At 45.0% G+C, this 22,203-nt stretch carries 27 protein-coding genes; 8 read left to right on the top strand and 19 right to left on the bottom strand.

Annotated features, from left to right (window positions below; translation table 11 throughout):
• The first annotated feature begins 248 nt into the window (after positions 1–248).
• On the top strand, positions 249–485 hold the full coding sequence (locus V6B33_RS14390; RefSeq protein WP_334218446.1) for a hypothetical protein: 237 nt from the start codon (positions 249–251) through the stop codon (positions 483–485).
• Positions 486–538: 53 nt separating this feature from the next.
• Here V6B33_RS14390 and V6B33_RS14385 read toward each other — a convergent pair whose 3' ends face one another.
• The 7 genes from V6B33_RS14385 to queF form a co-directional block, all read right to left on the bottom strand.
• Positions 539–1,057 carry a GNAT family N-acetyltransferase gene (locus V6B33_RS14385; protein ID WP_334218445.1) on the bottom strand — a complete coding sequence of 173 codons (519 nt, stop codon included), beginning with the start codon at positions 1,055–1,057 and terminating at the stop codon, positions 539–541.
• 131 nt (positions 1,058–1,188) lie between these two features.
• Positions 1,189–3,072 carry a ribosomal protection-like ABC-F family protein gene (gene abc-f, locus V6B33_RS14380; protein ID WP_334218444.1) on the bottom strand — a complete coding sequence of 628 codons (1,884 nt, stop codon included), beginning with the start codon at positions 3,070–3,072 and terminating at the stop codon, positions 1,189–1,191.
• A 201-nt stretch (positions 3,073–3,273) separates the two neighbouring features.
• A complete protein-coding gene (locus V6B33_RS14375; protein WP_334218443.1) occupies positions 3,274–3,387 on the bottom strand; it encodes an RAxF-45 family protein in 114 nt (37 codons plus the stop codon).
• 80 nt (positions 3,388–3,467) lie between these two features.
• Entirely contained in the window at positions 3,468–5,126 is a 1,659-nt protein-coding gene (locus tag V6B33_RS14370; RefSeq protein ID WP_334218442.1) for a DUF2339 domain-containing protein, read from the bottom strand.
• A 377-nt stretch (positions 5,127–5,503) separates the two neighbouring features.
• A complete protein-coding gene (locus tag V6B33_RS14365; RefSeq protein WP_334218441.1) occupies positions 5,504–6,352 on the bottom strand; it encodes a YitT family protein in 849 nt (282 codons plus the stop codon).
• 282 nt (positions 6,353–6,634) lie between these two features.
• Entirely contained in the window at positions 6,635–7,531 is an 897-nt protein-coding gene (locus V6B33_RS14360) for a DMT family transporter (RefSeq protein ID WP_334218440.1), read from the bottom strand.
• A 138-nt stretch (positions 7,532–7,669) separates the two neighbouring features.
• A complete protein-coding gene (gene queF, locus V6B33_RS14355) occupies positions 7,670–8,167 on the bottom strand; it encodes a preQ(1) synthase (RefSeq protein ID WP_334218439.1) in 498 nt (165 codons plus the stop codon).
• Positions 8,168–8,527: 360 nt separating this feature from the next.
• On the opposite strand from queF, the gene V6B33_RS14350 reads away from it, so the two are divergent.
• The 3 genes from V6B33_RS14350 to V6B33_RS14340 all read left to right on the top strand — a co-directional run bounded on the left by V6B33_RS14350 (position 8,528) and on the right by V6B33_RS14340 (position 10,361).
• Positions 8,528–9,196, top strand: coding sequence for a cobalamin B12-binding domain-containing protein (locus V6B33_RS14350; protein WP_334218438.1), 669 nt, complete (start codon positions 8,528–8,530; stop codon positions 9,194–9,196).
• Positions 9,197–9,267: 71 nt separating this feature from the next.
• Positions 9,268–9,765 (top strand): hypothetical protein, encoded by a 498-nt coding sequence (locus V6B33_RS14345; protein WP_334218437.1) that lies wholly within the window; start codon positions 9,268–9,270, stop codon positions 9,763–9,765.
• 35 nt (positions 9,766–9,800) lie between these two features.
• Positions 9,801–10,361, top strand: coding sequence for a beta-class carbonic anhydrase (locus V6B33_RS14340; protein WP_334218436.1), 561 nt, complete (start codon positions 9,801–9,803; stop codon positions 10,359–10,361).
• A 122-nt stretch (positions 10,362–10,483) separates the two neighbouring features.
• On the opposite strand, the gene V6B33_RS14335 is transcribed toward V6B33_RS14340, so the two are convergent.
• The 3 genes from V6B33_RS14335 to V6B33_RS14325 all read right to left on the bottom strand — a co-directional run bounded on the left by V6B33_RS14335 (position 10,484) and on the right by V6B33_RS14325 (position 11,555).
• Positions 10,484–10,756: a DUF1450 domain-containing protein gene (locus V6B33_RS14335; protein ID WP_334218435.1), complete on the bottom strand. Its 273-nt coding sequence runs from the start codon at positions 10,754–10,756 to the stop codon at positions 10,484–10,486.
• A gap of 27 nt (positions 10,757–10,783) precedes the next feature.
• Positions 10,784–11,083, bottom strand: coding sequence for a DUF3817 domain-containing protein (locus V6B33_RS14330; protein WP_334218434.1), 300 nt, complete (start codon positions 11,081–11,083; stop codon positions 10,784–10,786).
• A 166-nt stretch (positions 11,084–11,249) separates the two neighbouring features.
• Positions 11,250–11,555 carry a phospholipase gene (locus tag V6B33_RS14325; protein ID WP_334218433.1) on the bottom strand — a complete coding sequence of 102 codons (306 nt, stop codon included), beginning with the start codon at positions 11,553–11,555 and terminating at the stop codon, positions 11,250–11,252.
• Positions 11,556–11,723: 168 nt separating this feature from the next.
• On the opposite strand from V6B33_RS14325, the gene V6B33_RS14320 reads away from it, so the two are divergent.
• Together V6B33_RS14320 and V6B33_RS14315 are read left to right on the top strand one after the other, a co-directional pair.
• A complete protein-coding gene (locus tag V6B33_RS14320; RefSeq protein WP_334218432.1) occupies positions 11,724–12,227 on the top strand; it encodes a peroxiredoxin family protein in 504 nt (167 codons plus the stop codon).
• A gap of 130 nt (positions 12,228–12,357) precedes the next feature.
• Positions 12,358–13,380 carry an NADP-dependent oxidoreductase gene (locus V6B33_RS14315; protein WP_334218431.1) on the top strand — a complete coding sequence of 341 codons (1,023 nt, stop codon included), beginning with the start codon at positions 12,358–12,360 and terminating at the stop codon, positions 13,378–13,380.
• A gap of 220 nt (positions 13,381–13,600) precedes the next feature.
• On the opposite strand, the gene V6B33_RS14310 is transcribed toward V6B33_RS14315, so the two are convergent.
• Positions 13,601–13,723, bottom strand: coding sequence for a hypothetical protein (locus tag V6B33_RS14310; protein WP_334218430.1), 123 nt, complete (start codon positions 13,721–13,723; stop codon positions 13,601–13,603).
• A 429-nt stretch (positions 13,724–14,152) separates the two neighbouring features.
• Here V6B33_RS14310 and V6B33_RS14305 point away from each other — a divergent pair, with 429 nt between their 5' ends.
• Positions 14,153–14,560: an RDD family protein gene (locus tag V6B33_RS14305; protein WP_334218429.1), complete on the top strand. Its 408-nt coding sequence runs from the start codon at positions 14,153–14,155 to the stop codon at positions 14,558–14,560.
• Between the two features lie 61 nt (positions 14,561–14,621).
• On the opposite strand, the gene V6B33_RS14300 is transcribed toward V6B33_RS14305, so the two are convergent.
• Positions 14,622–15,041 carry a GNAT family N-acetyltransferase gene (locus V6B33_RS14300; protein WP_334218428.1) on the bottom strand — a complete coding sequence of 140 codons (420 nt, stop codon included), beginning with the start codon at positions 15,039–15,041 and terminating at the stop codon, positions 14,622–14,624.
• Positions 15,042–15,170: 129 nt separating this feature from the next.
• On the opposite strand from V6B33_RS14300, the gene V6B33_RS14295 reads away from it, so the two are divergent.
• Complete coding sequence (locus tag V6B33_RS14295) at positions 15,171–15,458, top strand: hypothetical protein (RefSeq protein WP_334218427.1); 288 nt, start codon at positions 15,171–15,173, stop codon at positions 15,456–15,458.
• A 106-nt stretch (positions 15,459–15,564) separates the two neighbouring features.
• Here the strand turns inward: V6B33_RS14295 and V6B33_RS14290 are convergent, their stop codons facing one another.
• The 7 genes from V6B33_RS14290 to V6B33_RS14260 form a co-directional block, all read right to left on the bottom strand.
• Positions 15,565–15,792, bottom strand: coding sequence for a hypothetical protein (locus V6B33_RS14290; protein ID WP_334218426.1), 228 nt, complete (start codon positions 15,790–15,792; stop codon positions 15,565–15,567).
• A gap of 152 nt (positions 15,793–15,944) precedes the next feature.
• A complete protein-coding gene (locus V6B33_RS14285) occupies positions 15,945–17,912 on the bottom strand; it encodes a phospholipase D-like domain-containing protein (RefSeq protein WP_334218425.1) in 1,968 nt (655 codons plus the stop codon).
• A 339-nt stretch (positions 17,913–18,251) separates the two neighbouring features.
• Positions 18,252–18,884, bottom strand: a complete 633-nt coding sequence (locus tag V6B33_RS14280) for a response regulator transcription factor (RefSeq protein ID WP_334218424.1) — start codon at positions 18,882–18,884, stop codon at positions 18,252–18,254.
• Positions 18,877–19,926, bottom strand: a complete 1,050-nt coding sequence (locus V6B33_RS14275; protein ID WP_334218423.1) for a sensor histidine kinase — start codon at positions 19,924–19,926, stop codon at positions 18,877–18,879. The genes V6B33_RS14280 and V6B33_RS14275 overlap by 8 nt, the downstream gene beginning before the upstream one ends.
• The gene (gene liaF, locus V6B33_RS14270; protein WP_334218422.1) at positions 19,923–20,654 is read right to left on the bottom strand and encodes a cell wall-active antibiotics response protein LiaF; all 732 of its coding nucleotides are present in this window, start codon (positions 20,652–20,654) and stop codon (positions 19,923–19,925) included. The genes V6B33_RS14275 and liaF overlap by 4 nt, the downstream gene beginning before the upstream one ends.
• A 112-nt stretch (positions 20,655–20,766) precedes the next feature.
• A complete protein-coding gene (locus tag V6B33_RS14265) occupies positions 20,767–21,420 on the bottom strand; it encodes a PspA/IM30 family protein (protein ID WP_334218421.1) in 654 nt (217 codons plus the stop codon).
• A 230-nt stretch (positions 21,421–21,650) separates the two neighbouring features.
• Complete coding sequence (locus V6B33_RS14260) at positions 21,651–21,995, bottom strand: lmo0954 family membrane protein (RefSeq protein ID WP_334218420.1); 345 nt, start codon at positions 21,993–21,995, stop codon at positions 21,651–21,653.
• Positions 21,996–22,203 lie beyond the last annotated feature (208 nt).

Genomic DNA, 22,203 nt, shown 5'->3' with positions numbered 1-22,203 from the left:
GAAATTACCGTATATTTCTTACCCCCTATATATATCAACAAAAAGAAGCAGTCTAATTCAGTTGCGAATAGGACTGCTAATTGGTGTGCTAATTTGGTTTTTGTATTCGAAATCCGAACCCGTTAAGATTTATTCTTGTGCTGTTTTTTATGTGATATGATTTACAGCGGATATCCTGTTGAACACAGCCGCCTCATGGATAAATCACTCTAAATTGACCAATCCTAGTAAAAAGGAGTGACAATCCGATGACCGAACAGCAAATGGAAGATCTATTTCACTATTACGGGTACGAAGATCTGTACAAACGATTCAAAACGCCGCTATTTGTATCGGGGTTGTTGGATCATAGTGATACCGCTCTCCTCGAAGATTTCTTTGATCAGTTCACGTTTGAAAATCCGATTTTATTTGATGAATTCCGGTTCTGGTTTCAATACTTTCAAGTATCCAGGCGGGGCATGGACGGATCTGCACCCTATTGATAATACGCTCGCACTCCTGTCCGGGACGATGGACCTGTCCCTATGTGTCCCTCTTACAAAGCCTTCTCATAGCAGCGGTATTCCTGATGGCCTTCAGGTTTTGAGGTGAAATGGACCGACCCTCTGTACGTATACCCCAATTTCACATACAGGGAATTGGCTCCCTCGTTTCGGGCATAGGCATCCAGGCGGATACTGCGATATCCATGATCAACTGCATACTCCTCGCACTTCTCCAAAAACCGGGTGCCGAGTCCCTTCCCCTGCTTCAAAGGATCCAAAAACAAAGCGTGCACCACCAGCTCCCCATCATATTCCCAGGGAATCCCGCCCCACTCCGGGGACTGCCGTGTATTCAATGTCACCGCTCCCGAAAACTCTCCATCAGTATATAAACAATACAAGTCCCCACAGCCTATCTGCTCTTTAAAATACTCCCTGTTCGGATAACCCTCATCCCACTGAAGCATTCCCTTATCATCAAGATTTTTCTTGCTCCTGAGGTAAACGTCCATGATTTCATTCAATTGATCTTTCTTTGCTTTTTTTAGTTCTAACGTCTTGGTTTTCATTTTCATCCCCCGTCTTCCTTGGATTTCTTTATAATGCTTAGTGTTTGAAGAAAGATGAATAGTTATTCTGAACCTCGATTCCCAGCCCGTTTTTTCATACCGGTTCACGTTCTACTCATACTACGAATTCATTACAAACATTCTTCAAGAAGTTCATATTTTTCATCTCTATCTTTTTCAAGTTTTTCTTTTTCCCGGTACAGCTCCTGTAGAACATCAAGGTCTGATTCAGATAGCAGCTTTTCTTCGATGACGGCGATATTAGACTCCAGCTCTTCCAACTCCCTTTCCACTTCTTCAATCGATACAGCGGGCGCAGTACGCACTGTCTTTACCTGAACAGGGGCAGCCTGCTTTTTCACCGGTGCCTCTTCCGCTTTGCGAGGAGCCAATTCAGCCAGTTTCTCCTTCGCCCAACTGTAGGGCCCTTCGAAGGAGAAAAGTTTCCCGTGGTGAAGCCAATACGTTCTGTGAAACAATTTATTTAAGAAATAGCGGTCGTGGGAAACAGCCAAAATAGTGCCCCTGAAGTCTTCCAATGCTTCTTCCAACACTTCCCGTGAATCAATATCCAGATGGTTCGTCGGTTCGTCCAGCACAAGGAAATTAATATCCTGATGCATCAGTTGAGCCAATCGGAGCCTCATCTTCTCTCCTCCACTCAACTGACCGACCTTCCTGAACACATTCGGTCCATAAAAGAGGAACTTCGCAAGGATATGGCGTGCATCCCCCTCCGTCACCGCAACCTCATCGCGAAAGGCATCGATCAAACTCGTATTCGGATTTGCAGCGGTAAACTGCTGGGACAAGTACCCAAGCTTTACATTACTGCCGACTTTCACCTCACCGTTATCGCAGCTTTGTTCACCAAGGAGCATTTTGATGATAGTGGATTTCCCCGTTCCATTCTGACCGACAATCGCTGTTCGATCCTTATAATGGACGAGCATATCGGCACCATTGAAGAGTGCCTTTTCCCCAAACGACTTTGAGGCATCCTTCATGGAAAACACCACTTTCCCGCTCCGGTCCGTCTCCTCAAACTCCAAGCCCATTTTCTTGCGATCAAGGATCGGGCGTTTGATTTTCTCCATACGCTCGAGTGCCCTCTCCATATTGCGTGCACGTTTGTGCAGGGCTTCATTCGGCGGATTCGCCTGATTGGCCCACTCTTTCAGCCTCTTGATCGCTTCTTTCATTTTCTTGATCTTCTTCTGCTGCTCCTGATATGCCTGGAATTCCTGAAGCAGCCGTTCTTCTTTTTCTTTTACAAAACCCGAGTAGTTTGCATGATAAATCGTCAACTCTCCGTCCTCCAGGTCGAATACCCTGGTGATGACATTGTCGAGAAAGTACCTGTCATGCGAAATGCACATGACCGTTCCAGCATACTCTTTCAAAAAGTCTTCCAGCCATTCGACCGCTCCGATATCCAGGTGGTTCGTCGGTTCGTCAAGCAGCAGTAAATCATGCTTCTGAAGCAGAATCAACCCGAGACACAGCTTCGTTTGCTCACCGCCGCTGCACTGATTAAAGTCTTTCTCCAACAGCTCATTGATTTCCAGCCCATTCGAAATCTTTGCGATATTCGCTTCAATCTCATATCCGCCGGAGAGTGTGAAAGTATCCTGCAGCTTCCCGTACTCCTCAAGCAGCCGGTTCAGCTTATCAGAGTCACCCTCGCTCCCCATCCTGTTTTCAAGTTCCTGCAGGCGCTCTCCCGTTTCAATCAAACTGGAAAATGCGGATCTCAGCACATCCAGACCCTTGGTCCCTTCGGAATATTGCGGAATCTGTGCCAGATAGCCTACCTTTGCCCCTTTCTTTAAATGAACGAGTCCAGTATCAGGCGTTTCCACCCCTGATAAAAGCTTAAAGATCGTCGTCTTCCCCGCACCATTTCTTCCGACCAACCCTATGCGGGCTCCTTCGGGTATCTCGAACGATAATTCTTCAACTATCAAATTGCCTCCAAACATCTTACTTAACTCCTGTGCACTGCAAAGTATCATTTCCCTCTTCCTTTCATAGTTCACGGATAAGAGACTCATTCAGCTATTTAGATACAGAAAAAGCCGCGAGTAAGACAGGGCTTCTCTCGCGGCTTTTAAAAAAAGAGCATGAAAAAAGAGAGCATAGACGCCCTCCGTTTCCGATCCTTTATAGAAAAGTGGTTGGAACTGAGACCTCTTACCGTTCAGTGGTTTTCATATTCATTTGCTGAAAAAGGGCATACGTGTCCCCTTGAATGCAAATACATGAAAAATTGCACGGCACATATAAATAAAGTCTAAAAACTTCCCACGCAATCCTGCTGAACGATTCATCTCGAGTTCCACCTCCTTTTCCTTTAACGTAAGTTTATATGGTCATTATATAATTATTCTGAAAGCTTTTGCAACTTGTTTTACCTTTTTTTGTACAAAATCCGCGAAAGCACCAGTCCGACGACACCGATCGGAATCAGGATCATCGCACGGATCGTAAAGTCAAGGAACACTAGGTCGGCAAAGAAGAACTTCACTAACGCCAGTGCAAGGAAGCCGATCCCTGTCCAGCGGTAAAAGGCGTCTTTCCTGCTTTCACCGACCACAAGATACACGATGGACAGCAATGCAATCGCAACAGTGAACGCAGTTGTGCTTGGGGTGTAGTCCCATCCGATAACGATGTAATCCGTCGCCCTCATCACAAATAAGAACGACATGAATGTCAGCGCTGATTTCAGCAAAGACGTTGGAATTCCAACAAATGCAGTCCCGGTTTTCCTGAAATGATCAAGCAGATATAAATACCCGAACACAATCAGGAAAATCGGAAGTTCCACACTCAGAAAGTCATAGGATGGCCCGAAACCGATCCCCATCAGTGAATAGAGGATGAGGATGATCGATCCAGCCAGACTGATATAACTCTTTCTTCTCCCGGCAAGCCAGCATAATGCAACTGCCTGAAGGGAAACCAGGATAAATGTCCACTCATAATCGATCCAGCCGAAGATGAATAAAAGGATGTGCAGAAACCCGAGTACAAGAAGGACATCCTTCGTATGCTTCTTCTCAGCAGGTTCCATGAGTGAAATCCCGATGTACACAGCTGCAAAGATGGCGTAATAATAAAGCGGGATGCCTGTATATATTTCACTCAGCAATCCGAGGAGGATGAAGCTTCCCGAAACGACTGCCGGAATCATTTCCGCACTGACCCTCTCATCCCGGTTCAGGACGATCAACAGCAGAATATAAGCATGCTGAATTGCAAACGGGATGAAGATGGTGAACGTAATCGCCCCGACTCCGAATGCAGCAAAGAAAATCAGGGTGAAATATAGCAGATAATAGTGAATATTCCAGGCGGTACGATACCTCTTCCACGTACTGAACGTAACCAGTACAAAGAACATCAATAGCTCATATCCGTAAAATAACCATTCATTCCTCGCATCACCCGCAAAGATGAATGGGAACAAATACGCACCGATCCCAATCAAACATAGTATGAGCTGAGAGCCGTGTTTATGCGAAACCCAAAGCCCTGTTGAAATGATCGCCAATAACAGTATGTTCGTGACGATCCCCGGGATGAAACCGTACAAAATATTGGCAGAGAAAAGGGTAATGATAGCAAGGACAATACTTCCCGATAATAAGGTGATGCCAAGCTTCCGCTGATCTTTGATGTATCGTTCGCCGAGAATGAACATAACGATACTGACGATCGCCCCGGTCAACACCCTGAACCCTGGCGCTAGCCACCCATTTTGCGATGCAGCCATGAACCCCCATACACTCCCGATGAGGAGCACAAACAGGAACACTTTCGGCAGCCAGCGCTCAACAGAAAAATCAAAGGCTTCTTTCTGCGGTTGTTCAACTGATTGAACCGGCGGACGTTCTGTTTGTGAAACGACCTGCGGTTTCTTGACTTCAGGCATTTCCTGTTGGACGGCAGGCGGCGCACCATTTGCTGCGTGCTTTGCCTTCATAAGCTGGATCTTCACCGAATTCAGTTCCTTCTCCAGCGAATCAATGCGCCTTTCCAGCTTGTCAAATTCTTCCCTTTCCATATTCCCACCTCCTTACTGTTATTTATACAGTACCGCTTTATAAATTTCCTTTCTTTTTCAGATATTTTTCGAGTTTGTTTTTAATGCGCATTGGAGATTTTTAAATTTCGTTCTTTATGTATTGAAAAGAGATCTCGCATTATACTCGCATGGGTGTTTTGGTGGTTTTATGAGCGAAATCGTCAGGTATATGAGCGGAATTCCGGATATATAATCGATATTTTGATTTTATGAGCGAAATCTGAAATTTATGAGCGAACTGTCGATTATTCGACATAATACGACACACTCCTACTCCGGAATACCTACCATACAAAATAAAGAAGCACACATACAAAAAAGCCCCACCCGCCAAGCCGGGGTGGAGCTCCATGACATTAAGCCAAACGCTTAAAGTTCTGTCCTAATATTTCATTCATAGTGTGGACCGTGATAAACGCACGGTTATCAATTTGCGTGATGAATCCTCTTAATTTAGAGAAATCTTTACGGCCGAGGATCGTCGTGATCACTTCTTTCTCATCAGAAGTGAAGGCCCCTTTAGCCGTGTGAATCGTTGCACCTTTACCAAGTTCGTGAACGATGAAGGATTTGATTTCATCGCTGTACTTGCTGATAATCACGATTTCCTTGTTTGAATTGAACTGCTGCAGGGTATAGTCGATTACGAGTCCGTTCAGGATGACTCCGAAGAACGCGTACATACCGACCTGCGGGCCAAACAGAATGGTCGATGAAAGTGCAATGGATAAGTCTGCCAGCAGGACTCCTCTGCCTACTTCTATATTAAAGAATTTATTAAAGATCAATGCAAGGATATCGGTCCCGCCGGTTGAAGCCTGCTGGTGAAACACGATTGCCATGCCGGTTGCGGCGATACATTGACCAATGATCAGCTGAATCAGAATGTCGTCGCTCAATGGCTGACTCATAGGCGCAACAATTCCAAGGAGCCATACATAGAATGAAAGAGCAAAGCTCGCATAGATCGTTTTTGCGCCGAAATTGAATCCAAGAAAAATAACCCCGACAATAAACAACAGGATATTGATGATAATCATGAACAGCCCGAGTGATAACCCCGGAAACAAGTCGTTCATGATAATCGACAATCCACTGACTCCCCCCGTCGCTAATTTATTTGGTGATAAGAAAAAGTGCACATTGACTGAAACAAGGAATGCACCCAGATTCATCATTAAGAAGGAAAATATTCTTTGTCGCATCACCGCAACCTCCTTTATTTTTAAAATGTATTGGTTTTCCGTAAATAATGGAACAACGGGATTATAAAGCCCGCGAACACCCTTTGTAAAGGGAATATGACGAAAAAAATAAGGTTTAATAATTGTGACAATTGCAAGGGTTTGCATATGCTTTCCCTATAGGGTTCAGCATGAATTTCATAAATGCTGTCCAAGTCATCGGCCGTCCCCGTCTTCTCACTGCTGCATTACTTAATATCACCGTAAAAAAAGACCCTCTTTAAAAAAAGAGAGCCTTTTCCTCTATATGGTATTTTGATAAACATGTTTTTTGACATGCATCTGCGGAATCATGATCCCGATCAGTATGAGGATCATCCCCGCCATTTGCATGGTCGTTACATGTTCGTGCAGGATCATCATCGCAGAAACGATGGCTGCCGGCAATTCTGCGGCACCTAGAATCGTGGTGATGCCCGAATCAAGATGAGGCGAACCGATTGCCAGGAATACGACCGGAAAGATAGTTCCCATAATTGCGACCACCAACCCGAACTCACCCATCTCAACCAACCGTGAAGGCTCTCTTATAAAAGAAGGCTGAAACGCCAAAAACACAACCAATAATCCACCAAATGTGATCAGCAGACTCTTTTGGATGGTGGGCACGTCTCTTGCGACTTTTCCGCTCAGGAAAAGGAAGAGAGCAAAGGTGAAGGCTGCAGCAAATCCATACAGGATCCCCGGAATATTTTCAGACCAGCTGAAACTCCCGGCAGAAGCCACCCCGCCGGCAAGCAGCGTTCCCAACCAAAGGAACACAACCGATACAAGCTTTTTATTGGACGGCCATTTTTTCAAATAGAGGGCTTCAATCAAAAGCCCGATCCATGTAAATTGAAACAGCATGACGACAGCGATCGTCGCCGGGACCAAGCTCAAGCTCAGACCATAGAAGATCCCCGTCATGGCAAGCAGAAGCCCGATTCCCAGCAGAGAGGACACCTGCTTCAGGGACATCCTCACTTTTTTTGTAAAAAGAAAAGCCGCCAGAAGCATCAGCAGACCGAATAAATACTGAATGCCGGTTACCTCCGTGACTGTATATCCTTCCGCGAAACCCAGTTTCACAACGGAAGCATGGATGCCATAGCTGCTGGCACCTGCAAGTACACATAATGATGCGTTGATTGGTTTCATCCCGCTCCCTCCTCTTCTTTATGTCTCAAGCTAGTATAATACCGCAGAGATTATTTCGGCAATAGAAATATTGACCCATAAAAAAGAAGGCCCGTCCTAAGCTGCTTTAATGCAGTGCGGGACGGGTCTTCTACACGCTTATCGATTATCGATTTTCTCCGGATAGAGATCATGATTCATCAAACGGTGGTCTGCTATCGTTTCATATTTCGTACCCGGCTTGCCGTAGTTACAATAAGGATCGATAGAAATGCCGCCGCGCGGGGTGAATTTGCCCCACACCTCGATATAACGGGGATCCATCAGCTCGATCAGATCATTCATGATGATATTCATGCAGTCCTCATGAAAATCTCCGTGGTTACGGAAGCTGAAGAGATACAGTTTCAGTGATTTACTTTCCACCATTTTTTGATCCGGGATGTAGCTGATGTAAATGGAAGCGAAATCCGGCTGACCTGTTTTCGGGCAAAGGCTCGTGAATTCAGGACAGTTGAACTTGACGAAATAATCACGGTTCGGATGCTTGTTATCGAAGGCCTCGAGAATCTCCGGTGAATATTCGAACAAATAGTTTGTTCCTTGATTTCCCAGCAGGGTAATATCTGTTAATTCTTCATCTTTTCTTCCTGACATATATAAATCCTCCCTTTACTAGTACCCAGAAATCAAAGGAGGACATAGCATTAGCCTATGATCTGCTGAAACAATCTGTAATTTTGCAATTACTTTCATTGACTGTTACGCTTAATGGATGATGGTATTCTGGAATTGACTTGCCATCAGTTTCATAGAGACATAGTTTTTTTATAGAGGGTTAATGCTATGAACCTCTCTCAATAAATGTGAGCGTCAGATAGTAGTACAGTCGTTATCATAAATAAGAATCAAGAGAAAGTCAACATTCACTCGGGAGCCGTTCCTTGCAGGATTTCCACTTTATATGTGGAATATATACGCAGCTGCCTCTCCTCATTTTTTATAGGGGGTTTTTTAATGAAACAGCTTGTCCCTGCTTTCACCAGGGCGATATTGAAAGGTGACGTGCACTCTGTGACGGAACTCTATACATCGTCGATTCAATCCGAAGCGGATTCGCTAACTTTTTATGAATCGGTTATTAAGCCTGCGATGTATCGTATTGGTGATCTTTGGGAAAAAAATCAAATCACGGTTGCAGATGAGCATTTGGCTACTGCGACCCTTAAATATTTACTTGCCAGTGTATATACCCCGTACGAAGTGACTGAACGCCATCCGAAAGGACTTCTGTTCTGTATCGAAGGTGAACAGCACAGTCTGGGGCTGGAACTTGCGAATGAAATTTTTAAAGAACAGAACTGGAATACCCGCTACCTTGGAGCGAACGTGCCTGTGAAGGATGCAGTGACATTCGTCAGGGCATGGAAACCGCAGGTGGTGGCGATTTCGACCGGGATGACGACCGGTATGTCCCAGCTTAAGGAGTGTCTGAAGCAAATCGAAGAAGTGCAGCCGGGCATCAAGATCATGGTGGGCGGCAGACTGATATCCCATTACAACCTCGACTTCCTGGATAGGGCATCGATCACGACATTTCATGATTTAAAAGAGTTACATGATTATTTAGAAGAAAATGCGGCACAATTCCTTGCACTAATTGAGGAAAAAATCATATCAAATTAAAGGTTTCTCTCACAATTACCCGGCCATTACAGGGCAATGGTGTCCGTTAACCTTCAACAAGGAGGGATACTGTGGAAAATCTGGATTTTTGCCCGATCCCCTATCTTGTATTAGATAGGAACTTGAATGTCCTCGATGCATCTGAATCGGGGTATTCAATGGTACAGCGGGGAGAGAGTTTCTTTTCGATTCTCGAGGAAGAAAGCTCCCCGAAGTTCGCACGCGTCATTAATAAAGAGTTATCCGGCAAGATGGAAGTAAACCTGAAGAAGGGTTCTTCCTTTGAACTTGTTGATCTATTCTATCAATTTTCAGACGTTCAGCAGCGGTTTCATATGGCTGTCATTACGAAAGACAACGAGTACCTGAAAGTATCACAACAGATGGATGGTTTGTTCGACCGCCTCGGAGAATCAAATATCATCAGGAAAGACACCAACCACAGAGAAGTATTGGCAAGCGTCTCTTCTCTCTATATGAAACTCTCCAATACAAGTGAGTGGAATAGGGAAGAAGTAATGAATAAGGTGAAAGAAATTGAAATTCTCCTTATGAAAAATGTACAATAGAATGGTACAACCTATCAGAGTGGGGAGAATCGAATATGACTTTACTTGGAAATTTACTTGAGTACAATCAGAAATTTGTTGAAGAAAAATCATATGAAGAGTACAGAACCACGAAGTTCCCGGACAAGCGGCTCGTCATCTTGACGTGTATGGATACCCGCCTGGTCGAGCTTCTTCCTAAATCGATGAATATGAGAAACGGTGACGTGAAAATCGTCAAAAATGCCGGCGCAGTCGTCGCCCATCCATATGGAAGCATCATGCGCAGCCTATTGGTGGCAGTATATGAGCTTCAGGCGGATGAGGTATTGGTGATCGGCCACCACGATTGTGGTATGAGTGCAATCAACAGTGAGCAGATCATCGGGAAAATGAAAGACCGCGGTATTGACGATGATACGCTCAATACCCTTACTTATTCGGGAATCGACCTGCACGAATGGCTGAAAGGCTTCAGTTCCGTGCAGGAAAGCGTTGCCCACAGTGTCGAAATGATCAAACATCACCCGCTCATGGACCAGAACATCCCTGTGCACGGCTTAGTCATTTCGCCTGAAACCGGGAAACTCGACCTCGTTGTCGACGGATATGAATGAAAAAAGACGTGACCTTCCTAAATCGGAGGTCACGTCTTTTTTTATGACTGGAAAATCCCTTAACTCCCGCAAGAGCTCTATTTACTATGTATAAAGCAAAACCGCACATCTCCTGTGCGGTTTCATTTACCGTCTGCAAGCTTTTTCATTTTTTTCAATAAGATCTTTGAATCATCCGCAGCAGTAAATTCCCCGTCCACCAGTGCATAGGGAGACATCTTACATTCCTTGCACCTGCTTTGACATTCATATTCCTTATATGTGACGTTCTTCTCACTCAAGAACTGATGATAGTCGGCCATATTCTCTTCAGTTAAAAAACGGTCAAGGTTCTTTTCACAAAATTCGATTGTGACATTCTTTCGTTTTGAAAAAAGCTGATTGATAAATTTCACTGTTCAGTCACCCTACTCATCATTATCCTATTGCGTTGGAAAAGATCGCTGTACATACCGGTCCAGGATCAGGTTGCCAAAAGGAATGAACGCCACCGCGAGGGCACTGAAGACCCATACGAAGGACCACCTGATTTTAAATGTCGTATAACCGATGACCAATACATAGAGTACGAAAAAGAAACCATGCAGTGAACCGACGACCGTAACCGCTTCAGGAATCCCGGCCATATATTTAAGCGGCATGGCAATGAATAGCAGAACCAATAAAGACGCCCCTTCGATGAATCCGCTCAACCGGAAACGCCCAATAGCTGTTTTAAGCATAAATGAATACCTCTCTCTTCCAAACTATTTGAATACGTTTATTATACCATTGATAGGACGTGACATATATCAGTATGTATCAAATCGAAATCAATTCCTCCCTCTCCCGCCACTGCATGTACACAAGTCCATCCAGCCATGCTTTAAAGCTTGGCTGGACGGCTTTTCATATCCACTTCATTCTCGATCGTCTTGTTTCTTCACCACATTTAAAACGGGTCTGCCATTTCATATAGTGATAGAAAATCATTGCATCTCTCCCTGCCTTTGTGTTGAAGTCCACATGCGGTTTCAGTCGTGAAAGGAATTCACGGTCACATCGGCAGTCGGGACCGTATCTTTCATAGCACAGATCATGCTCCCTGCACACCGCGTCTACTTTATTGATCGGTTCACCTGGTCCGCTGCATCCGGGGCCGCACCATTTATATTCGGGGAAAATGCAAAGCCCGGTTCTGGATCTCTTTCTCATATTCTACCTCCTTTCATTCTGCAACACACTCATTACGTTTTATTTCTCACATAAAGGGAAATACAATCAATGTAAGAAACAGAATGGATGACTATATTGTATGCATGTCTACCCGGTAAGGTTATCCAATCGCCCTGCCGATGAGGCTGCACATAGGAGGAATGAATTGTGTCAACATTTCAACTGAAAGATACAGTACCAGATTTCACACTCCCGACAGTTGCTGGTGATAAATTCACTTTCAACGAGCACCGGGAGAAACATGACAGCTGGCATCTCATCGTTTTCTTCAGAGGGGCCTGGTGTCCGGTTTGCCAGGAAGAACTGCGCGAGTTCCAAGCCAATAAAGAAAAATTCGAAGAACAGGATGTCCATTTACTGGCCATTGCGAATGATGATCTCGAAGGCTTGCAGGAGTACGCAAATAAGGAAAACATAACGTTCCCGATCATGGCAGACAAAGAGCTCGAAGCCATTAAATCCTTTGATGTCCATTATCACGGGGAAGATGCCCCGTATGAAGATCACGGACAGCACGGCGAGCCTGCTTACTTCTTGGTAAATGAAAAAGGGGAGCTCATGTATCAGCAGCAGCAAACCGGTCCATTCGGACGTCCCCACCCGGATGAACTGCTCAGACTCGTCAAATATATTAAGAAAAACGTGAAATAATGCTCTATCCGAAAGCCGGTTTGACGAAGATTCAAACCGGCTTTTTTACATGAATGCGTATTCTTTGTCCTCAGTGCGTCCTTTGTGATACGTTTCAATTAATACCAGCCAATCAAAAGGAGGTTCCACCTTGCACCCACAAACACAGAAACAAATTCAACTGATCTCAAGACCCGAAGGAATGCCGACTAAAAATGATTTCCTGTATAAAGAAATCGACGTTCCGCGGCCTTCCGGAGGCGAAATTCTTATCAAAACTCTATACCTTTCAGTCGACCCATACATGCGCGGAAGAATGACAGATGCCAAATCCTACGTCGAGCCTTTCGCTTTGAACGAAGCTCTGTCAGGGGGTGTTGTAGGGGAGGTCGTTGAATCTAAATCTGAACATTTCAGTGCAGGTGATTTCGTCGTGGGTATGCTTCCGTGGCAGGAATACTCGCTCGCGAATGAGACAGAAGTCCGCGCCGTCAACCCTGACGGTGCTCCACTCTCCACCCATCTCAGTGTTCTCGGTTTAACAGGTCTGACCGCTTACTTCGGTCTTCTCGATATCGGCCAGCCGCGGGAAGGAGAAACCGTTGTGGTGTCGGGAGCTGCCGGAGCAGTAGGTTCGGTCGTCGGGCAGATTGCCAAAATTAAAGGTGCCCGTGTCGTCGGGATTGCCGGGTCCGATGAAAAAGTCCAATACCTGAAAAACACATTGAAATTTGATGAAGCCATCAACTATAAATCAACCGGCAATCTGTATGCCTCCTTAAAGGAAGCATGCCCGGACGGCATCGACGTCTATTTCGAAAACGTCGGCGGTGAAATCGGCGACGCTGCCCTCAGCTTGTTGAATAAACACGGACGTGTCCCGGTTTGCGGAGCGATTTCCTCCTACAATAAAACCGTCAGTGACCTGGGTCCGCGAGTCCAAACAAAACTGATCAAATCGAGCGCCCTCATGAAGGGCTATGTTGTCAATGACTACAGCGACCGCTTCAAAGAAGGAGCGACCCAGCTCGGTCAGTGGCTCTCTGAAGGGAAACTGCAATACGAAGAGACCATCACAGAAGGCTTCGACAATGTAACAGACGCATTTCTTGGATTGTTCCAAGGGAAGAACCTCGGTAAACAGCTGGTCAAAGTGGCAGAGCCGGCAACATAATCCCATGCCGATGGGACAATCCTGCAATTCAGGGTTGTCCCTTTTCCCGTGCCCAATCTCCTATCTGTCCTATTATCTATTACCGCCAATCCTATTTCCCCACCTGAAAGACCCGTTCCCCAGCGCTTTATCACGACAGGGAACGGGTCTTTCAATGTTCAATTTCTCCACACAAAAAAGCCCCATCGTTAGACAGAACTTTTTAACGCTTCAAATTCGGTTAGGATACGATAAAGAAATTTGCCATGGCAATCAGGAGAAGGATGATGACGATCCCGGAGCTCATCCACAGAATATCACTAAAGTCCATTTTCATTTCTGTTACCTTTTCATTGTTCAGCATGCAAGCTCACTCCCTTGATGATTCTCTATGAATCCAATAATTTTAAACTCCGAAAGGTCAAACTTAGTATTAACCGATGCTGAGCAATGCGCACATTTTATCTTCTTTACATCCATTTGAGTACGAAACTCAGTTTCACAGTGACTGCATTCCAAGATATGTAGATCCTGTTCGTTACCTTTACGATCAAATTGAATGCGTTCTCTACCTTGATTAATGTAGCTCACTTTATCTTCTCTCCCGTCAAGTTTGATTTAGTACTTATATACCCGGTGAGATATCTGTAAAACACTTTTAATCTATTTTTCTAAAAAAAAATCAGTCTATAAGCATGTTTTACAGGGAGTTTGTCTTATAAAAGGAAATTTATTCATATGCTAGTAGTCACTATGTTACAATTTTTAAAGTATACAGATAAGGGGGAATTTCATGAACCTTCCAGCAGGATTTTGGGTACGGGTTGGAGCGACTATAATGGATTGGCTAATCATCAATCTGCCATTGAGTATCCTAGCCGGGCTAATAACAGGCGAATTTTCCGAGGAAAATTACTTTGTTTCTACGATTACCTTTCTTTATGTCCTGATCACACCGGTTCTTTGGAAAGGATATGTAGTGGGAAAACGCATTGCAGGCATTCGAATTGTAAAGAAGGATGGCAGCAATGTGCATATAGGGAACATGCTGATGCGGACGATCGTTTCAGGAATCGTCTATGCTCTCACATTGGGAGTTGGCGTCATCGTCAGCGCATTCATGGTCGGTCTACGCGAGGACAAACGGTCGATTCATGATTTTATTGCAGGAACGTATGTGACCCATACGAAGCCCGATTGAGATGGGAACCATACGCTGATTCTATAAGAACGACCAGCCAAACTTCATGGCTGGTCATTTTTTATAGCAATCTCTTTTCCATAAAATGCTGTTTTCCTCCCTTTGGGAAGTTCTCCAGGACTCCGAATTCACGATAGCCCAGCTTCTTATAAAACCCTGGTGCCTGGAAGCTGAACGTATCAAGGACGACCAGGTAACAGCCTTTACCCCTCGCATATTCCTCCATCTTTTCAATCAACTCGACACCGTATCCTTCTTTTCTAAATTCCTCATGGACCCAGAGAAAATCCACGTGAAGATGATGCCAGAAGGTCTCGCCGACAATGCCTCCGACAATCTCATCATTGTCATCCCTAACCATAAAGCTGACTTTCTCCATTGGGGTCTTCACGTTTTCATCAATCGAGTTCATATTGTGCTCAATCACTTTCCCCCTTATGTAATCGCTGTCTTCCTGGACCCATTGTTTCTTGATATTCAATTTCTATCCTCCTCCTTCTATGATAGTTTAAGCAATTTCTTCTGAAAATTAAATACGTCATTTCCCTCTCCACTCTTACAAGCACCACCCGCCCATCTCTGCATACTCTGTAAGCAGGAGGTGTGTGCCGTGCTTTCACGTATTAAATGGTTGTCCTTTTCAATTGAATTATTTCTCGCGGTCCCGGTGTTTGGAAATATTGCGGGTGACGCAATTCCGTTTCTCCTTTGTTTAGTGGCGGTTTGGCATGCCGGCGTACTGATTGTTTCACGGTCGGAAGATCAGCCGATCCTCGGAAGTGTTCTCGGGATCATAGCATCTTTCCTGAACTTCTTCCCGATCATACGGCTGATTGCTCATGCGATTACAGCTATTGTACTTATCTTTGAAATCCAGAAGGCACCCGGGATGGAATAGAGACCGTCCCGGCCATTAACCGCAGAAGACTGAAAGAGGATGCTTTGTTCCCCGGAGCATCCTTCTTTCCTACTTATAGCTTAGTTCCAGCAAATCATGACCATTTTCAGCGTTCATTTCCCCTTTTGAAATTTCCGGTTATCTTCGCCATTATCAATTGCAATTCTTTCTCACTATCTGCCGCATTCACTCTTTTCAGAAATTTTTCTGCTTCCTTCCCTTTTAGAACCTTTATCTGTTTGCCTTCATAATCAATAAATACCGTATTCGTTTTCGTGACCGCATACCTAAAAGGCGCCTCATCCAATCGATTTCTTTTATCGATGTTTCCCATAATCACAATCCTTCCTTAAATTCTCTCAATACATATAGTTCAACATTTTTAGAAATTCACCTTTTTAAGGAATTTGGCCCAGCCCCGGAGCGGCAAATATAAAAAGCAGTCCATCCAGGAAGTACTCCCGAAATGAACTGCTCTTGTGTTACCTATTGTACAACACCGCCTGCATTCACATAACGGGCGTTGAATTCCTGCACGAATTGATTGGTTACGGCTTGATCATGGATGATCAGCATATTTTCATCGTTAACGTTATTCCCATTTTCGCTCCAGTTGGTAGATCCGACGATCACGGTTGGATCACTGGAAGTGTCAGCGTCAATGATCATCGTTTTCGCATGAAGCTTCCTGCTCTCGTTAGCCTTGTATACAGGTGCCGGGTTTTCCCAGCGGATATTCGGATTGTTCTCGCTCGTCTGAGACGCCGTTCTGCCCGTCATCTCAATACTTGCAGACCACCACTGATTCCAGAAGCTTGCATCGAATAACCCTCTTACATCAAAACCGGTCAATGCACCCTGGTTATCCGTATAGCTTCCTTCCCATTTGTTCTTCAATTCATCAACCAAAGCCTGATCGCTCCAGGCGAAAATTGTAAAGTACGCACTTTCATCCGCTTCCGTCTTCACAAGCTCAGTCATACGTCCGACTGCATCATCACCTGAAGAAAAATATACCTCGACCTCTTTTCCGCCAATCGTCACCGTATGAGGAGTGTTATCGATCTTGCGTGTACTGAAGTTAGACACCGTATGATTTGGTGTTACGGTCCCGCTCCCCCACATTTCCTCAAATTCAATCTCGTAAATGGAAGCAAGCTCAGGCGAATGAACTTCGACAACATGCTGCTGGTTGCCGCCCAGTATTCCCTGATCCATATTCTCTTCCGACCCGTAAAGTCCTGTTACCGTAAAGTTCCAGCTTCCTGTGAAGACCCATGTGTCATCCACCACAGCGAACTTATTATGCATCTGATTTCCCGGCGAGTAGTAGCTATCTGTTCCCTTCTCTTCGCCTTCAACAAAAAGATGTCCGGTCATCTCCGTATTTCCTACCATCACTGTACGCTCTCCGAAGTCTGAGAAATCATCAGGCAGATTATATTGCAATCGCTTGGATGTGTCCTCGACGACGAACATCGGAGAATCGGAGAATATATGGGCATCGTCCGCTGTGCCGACGATGGTATCTTTACCACGGGCAAGCTTCTCTAAATATAGTCTCATTGTTTCATAACGCTCAGCATAGTGTGGATCTGTCCCGTCCTTCGCATCAGCAAGTATACGAACATCCACTCCTTGAGCCGCTTTATCCAATAACGTATCAACCACCCTCGGCAGGTTGATTTCATACGTGGCAAAATCAATCGATGTCACCGCTTCGTTCAATCGCTCAATCAACTGATCTTCAAGATTCACATTGTAGTTTGCTTCGTTTCCTGCAGAAGCATATTGAGTATCCGCGCTTTTGTTAAAGAAAACATTGATGGCGCCAAGTTCTTCACTTACATTCGTCAATGATTCAGAGCCGCTGTCAGCAGGAGGTGCGGACTGGGAATTAGCCGTTTTAGGAGTACCAAATCCGCCTGTGTATGAAGCAGTCGACGTGCTCCAGCTTGCTGCACTCGTTCCTGCAGATGCACTGTCACTTCTCTCCATCGTCGCCTTCGTCGTGTTATCGCCTGCATACCAGCTGTCAACTTCATCCACGACCATACCTGATGCATCTTTCAAGTAAAGGATTTCACTTGAATTACCGAGACTGCCTGTATAAATTTGATCCGCAGAGACTCCTGAAATCGTGCTGTCACTCGTTCTTTCTAAGAGAAAATAGTCATTCGCCGACACCGATCCTCTTAACGGGATGCTCGGCGATCCGTCCTGTGCTTCAAGCACCCATCCATCAAGAGACAAACTTGAGGATGAAGCATTATAGAGTTCGATCCATTCATCGTTATAGGAAGTGGTCGTTCCCATCCATGCCACTTCATTGATAACCGCAGTGTTCGAGGCAGCCGCTGCTTCATGCTCCTCCATGGCTCCCTGTGGAACCAGACTTCCCACAAGTAATAACACCATACTGAATACTGACCAAGAAACCTTTTTCACACTCATACCCTTTCCCCTTTCAAAAATAAATGACAAATATAATAAATAGATTACAATACAAGTATATTTTGTCTTATTTTGAAGCGTAATAGGCTGATAGGTGTTATTATTCTTACTATTTTGTAAATGAAGTGTTGAGAATGAAAATCGGCATTACTATCCACCCAGAGTATTTCCTAATATTTCATAGATATTATGACTTATGACTATAAGGTCAACCGCTCAGTCCAATTAGGACAAAAGTCTTATCGATATCAATTATAATGGGCAATTAAAACAGCGCTGGTCACTTCACTTCGTTAATCATCCAAATAAAAAAACCCAAAAGCACCAGCTCCCGGGTCGTCATTTCACCAAATCGTGTTTAAATGCGTAGATTACAGCCTGCGTACGGTCCTGTACGCCAAGTTTGGAAAGAATATTGCTCACATGCGTCTTTACTGTCTTCAACGCGATGAACAGTTCATCCGCTATTTCCTGATTCGTCTTCCCCTGGGTCATCAGAAGCAGGATTTCGAGTTCGCGGTTGGTCAGTTCTTCATGAGGTTCGGAAATCGTCCGCTGTCTCATCCTGGTCATCATCTTTCCTGTCACTTCAGGTTCCAGGATCGATTGGCCGTGGTACGTTTTTCTGACGGCATCAGCAATCTCACTCGCCTTCGATGTTTTCAGCATATAGCTGACGGCCCCCGCCTCGAGTGCAGGATACACCTTATCATCATCCAAAAAGCTTGTGACGATGATGATCTTCGCTTCCGGCCACTCTTCGATGATTTCCTTCGTCGCCTGGATGCCATCCATTTCTTTCATCACAAGATCCATCAGGATGATATCCGGACGCAGCTCAAGTGCCAGCTTCGCACCTTCTTTTCCGTCTGATGCCTCCCCGACCACTTCTATATCCGATTGTGCTGACAAGTAAGAGGAGACTCCGATCCGTACCATTTCGTGGTCATCCACAAATACGACTTTAATCATTTACTTCACCTTCATTCTCTACAACCGGCACCTTCACCTCAAGGCGGGTGCCTTTATTGGGGATACTGATGATCTTGCATGTGCCGCCGATTTCAATGGCTCTTTCCCTCATATTCTGGAGCCCATATGAGCTGGTCGCTTTCGATTCATTGACATCGAATCCCTGCCCGTCGTCCACTACTCGCAAAATAATGATGGATTCCCTTTTGATCAGAAGCACTTCAAGAGACGAAGCTTTGGCATGCCTCAATGTGTTCGAAACAGATTCCTGAAGAATTCTGAACAGATGGTCTTCAATCCCTTTGTCGAGTTCCATGTCTTCGATCTTCCATTGGATCTCCAGAGGGACCTTCTGTGATAATTCGACCAGCAGCTCCTTCATTCCTTCCTGAAGATTCTTTCCTTTAAGCGCAACCGGGCGCAGATGGAGAAGGAGTGCCCTCATTTCGAGCTGTGACTGGTGGATCATCTGCTCGACCATCTTGAGTTGTTTCTCTTCCTGCGGGGTTCTTGAAGATGATGGCGTCTCCGCGATGGCTGACATGAGCATGGAGGCCGCGAACAGCTGCTGGCTGACAGAATCGTGCAGTTCCCTCGCAAGGCGGTTACGTTCTTCGGAAACGATTTCCTGTATCCGTTTTTCCTGTTCTTCCGCTTTTTCATTGGCAAGCTTCTGTGAATACCTTGCTTGATCAGATAGATGTTTCCCTAATGCGTCAACCTTTTTCCAAATATGCTGCAGCTCTGTAATTGATGTTTCTGCCGGTATGAACGTCCTTCCCTGTTCTATATGCAGGAGGGCATCTTCAATTTCCCGGAGCTGCTTTTTATGGATCCACCCGGACCGCAGTCCAAAGATAAGCCCGAGAATCATGCTGACGAGCAGGATGAATCCGATGCCCGGTATATCCATTACTTCAACTTCCCATAACAGTGACCAGTCATCAAGCGGATACAGATAAAAAAATGACAGGGCTGCCACGATCAAAATACTTAGTGAAAAGAGGAAACCGGCTGCTATCTGCTTCCCGACTGTACTCATATCCTCTTCACCTCTAAATCCCCAATCCACATGGATGTAACGATTTTCACCCGCTGGACGGCTGACTCATAACCCGGGGTTTGATAATAGAGGGAGCGGTTGATCGCTTTCGGCTCCACACTTTCAAAAATCTCGATGGATCCTGCAAGTACGGAATGGTGGACGCTCACTTCCACATCGTAGGGGACGAGGATCTCGACATTCCCGAGGATATTCCTAATCGATACAACGGAAGTCCCTTTTGGAAGCACTGTGTTGCCGATGTCGATGACCGAATCACCAATGATTCCCTGAATGTTGATATCATCCCATTCGAATACGTCTTCAGGTGTCCGCTTCGTTCCGAACCATTCATTTTGAAGGGCCGACTTTTTCATAATCAGCGGTTCCTGTGATTGAGTGAAGGTCTCTTTGATTGATGGCGCTATATATTTAGGGTGTTTCTTCGAATCGGCAAAGCGTACAATGATGAAAAGTAAGATGGCAAACAGCAAAAACTTGAAGGCAACTGTATTGAATATATTGATTCCCAGACTGATCAGCCCAAACCAGAACAGGATTTTACCCGATTTCTTATGGATATTCTTTCGTCCGAAATAAATGGCGAATGCCGCAATTGATAGAAAGAAAAGAACCCCCCCGTCATAGAATGAGACTTCTAAAAGAATGAGTAATGTTCCGATCAAGATGATCCAGCTGATTCCGTCTGAGCGCAGTCGATTAAACAAGGGGGTTCCTCCTTTCGCGGGATATGTATCATCCGTATTCCCCTGACAGTAAGAAAGAGGGTGAACCCTGACTTCAAGGCTCACCTTTTTACTGTTAATAGAATACCATGTTTCAGGAAGTTATGGCTTCTGTTTCCTCTTTTTTCGATTCTTTTTCTAATTTCGCAATTTTTGCGTCAATCGTGTTTCGGTAGTAAGAGGAGTTGACGCCGTGCTCAAGTTGATCTAAGTACGTTTCGATTTCGTCAAATTTAGAGAAAGAAGCGTTGTTGTACCCTGATGAAGATTCAAGGACACTGTTCATCTTGTTGTGAGCGCGGGCGATGTTTTCCCTGCCCATCAGTTCCATTCGCTTGATGTACATATCTTTCAGTTTATGCTTCATTTCTTCGTACTTTCTTTCCAAGTCGGAAAGTTCTTTCGATGCTCTCATTTTCAGGTCAGCGATGCGTTCTGCACGCTCTTCATAGTATTTTTGTTCTTGAATGGCGAATTCATACAGTTCTGCTTCGTTAGCCTTCGATGCCACTTCCGCCTGGTATTGTCTCTTTTCAGCAAGTTTTGCTGCCTGTTGGTATTCTTTCGTAAATTCTTCTTTCAACAGATATTGTCTTTCCACCAGCTTCCTTACTTTTTCCACTTCCTGCTCGCACTGTCTTAAATAGTGGTTCAGTACGGCGATCGGGTTTTTCTTCTCTTTCTTATCTAATGCTTCGTGCATGTCGGACATGACTGTATCTTTGATTCTTTGCAATAAGTTTGCCATGGTTGTTCTCTCCTTTTTATTAGTGTTATTTTCCGCTTTTGATTTCCGTGCAAGACTTCGCTTTCCGCGGGCGGGTGATGAGCCTCCTCGTCGCTCTGCTCCTGTGGGGTCTCACCTAACTCGCTTTTCCTGCAGGAGTCTACGTCTTGCACCCCAACCAGCCGCTAGATAGACCTTTAAACCGTGAATAACCCTTTCTTGTTGAAAATCATTACTTTTGCGTAACAACCCTAGCTCTTGAGTTGAGACCATTCTTTTTCAAAATTGGTGAATGGGTCGTTGGATTTTTCTTCGATGATGATGTCGTCTTTTTTCCAGTTTTTGTAGATGACGTAGATGACGTAAAGTGCCACTAAGCCGATGATCGCCGGGAAGTTGGAGATGGTGGCGCTGAATGCTGCCAGCCCGATTAAAGCCCAGATGATCTTTTTAAAAGTGGAATCCGTTCTGATGAACTGTTTGAAACTGTAGTACATGATCAATACCGATAACGCGAGACCTACTATCGGACCTAAATTGGCAATCAGCACGATTGCCGCGATTCCTCCCGCTAAAAGCAATCCGAATTTTTTCATTGTTGTTGCCTCCTTTCTTCTTCATGTCTCTATCCTACCTATTTTCCTGTTTTCCCATAACGAACCCGCGCCATATTTTCAACTAGGACCTGAGGCTTAGCGGGAATGGGACAAACCGAAATGCGGAGGCGGCTCGCCCAGAGGCGACAAGCATAAGACAGGACAGCCATAAAGGCGCGCTCTTTGCCTTTCTGGATGGCATGGCTTA

It is taken from the genome of Mangrovibacillus sp. Mu-81, assembly GCF_036867415.1.
Taxonomy (GTDB): Bacteria; Bacillota; Bacilli; order Bacillales; family Bacillaceae_B; genus Rossellomorea.
The sequence above is the reverse complement of the archived record's forward strand: the minus strand, read 5'-3'. Positions and strand labels throughout refer to the sequence as shown.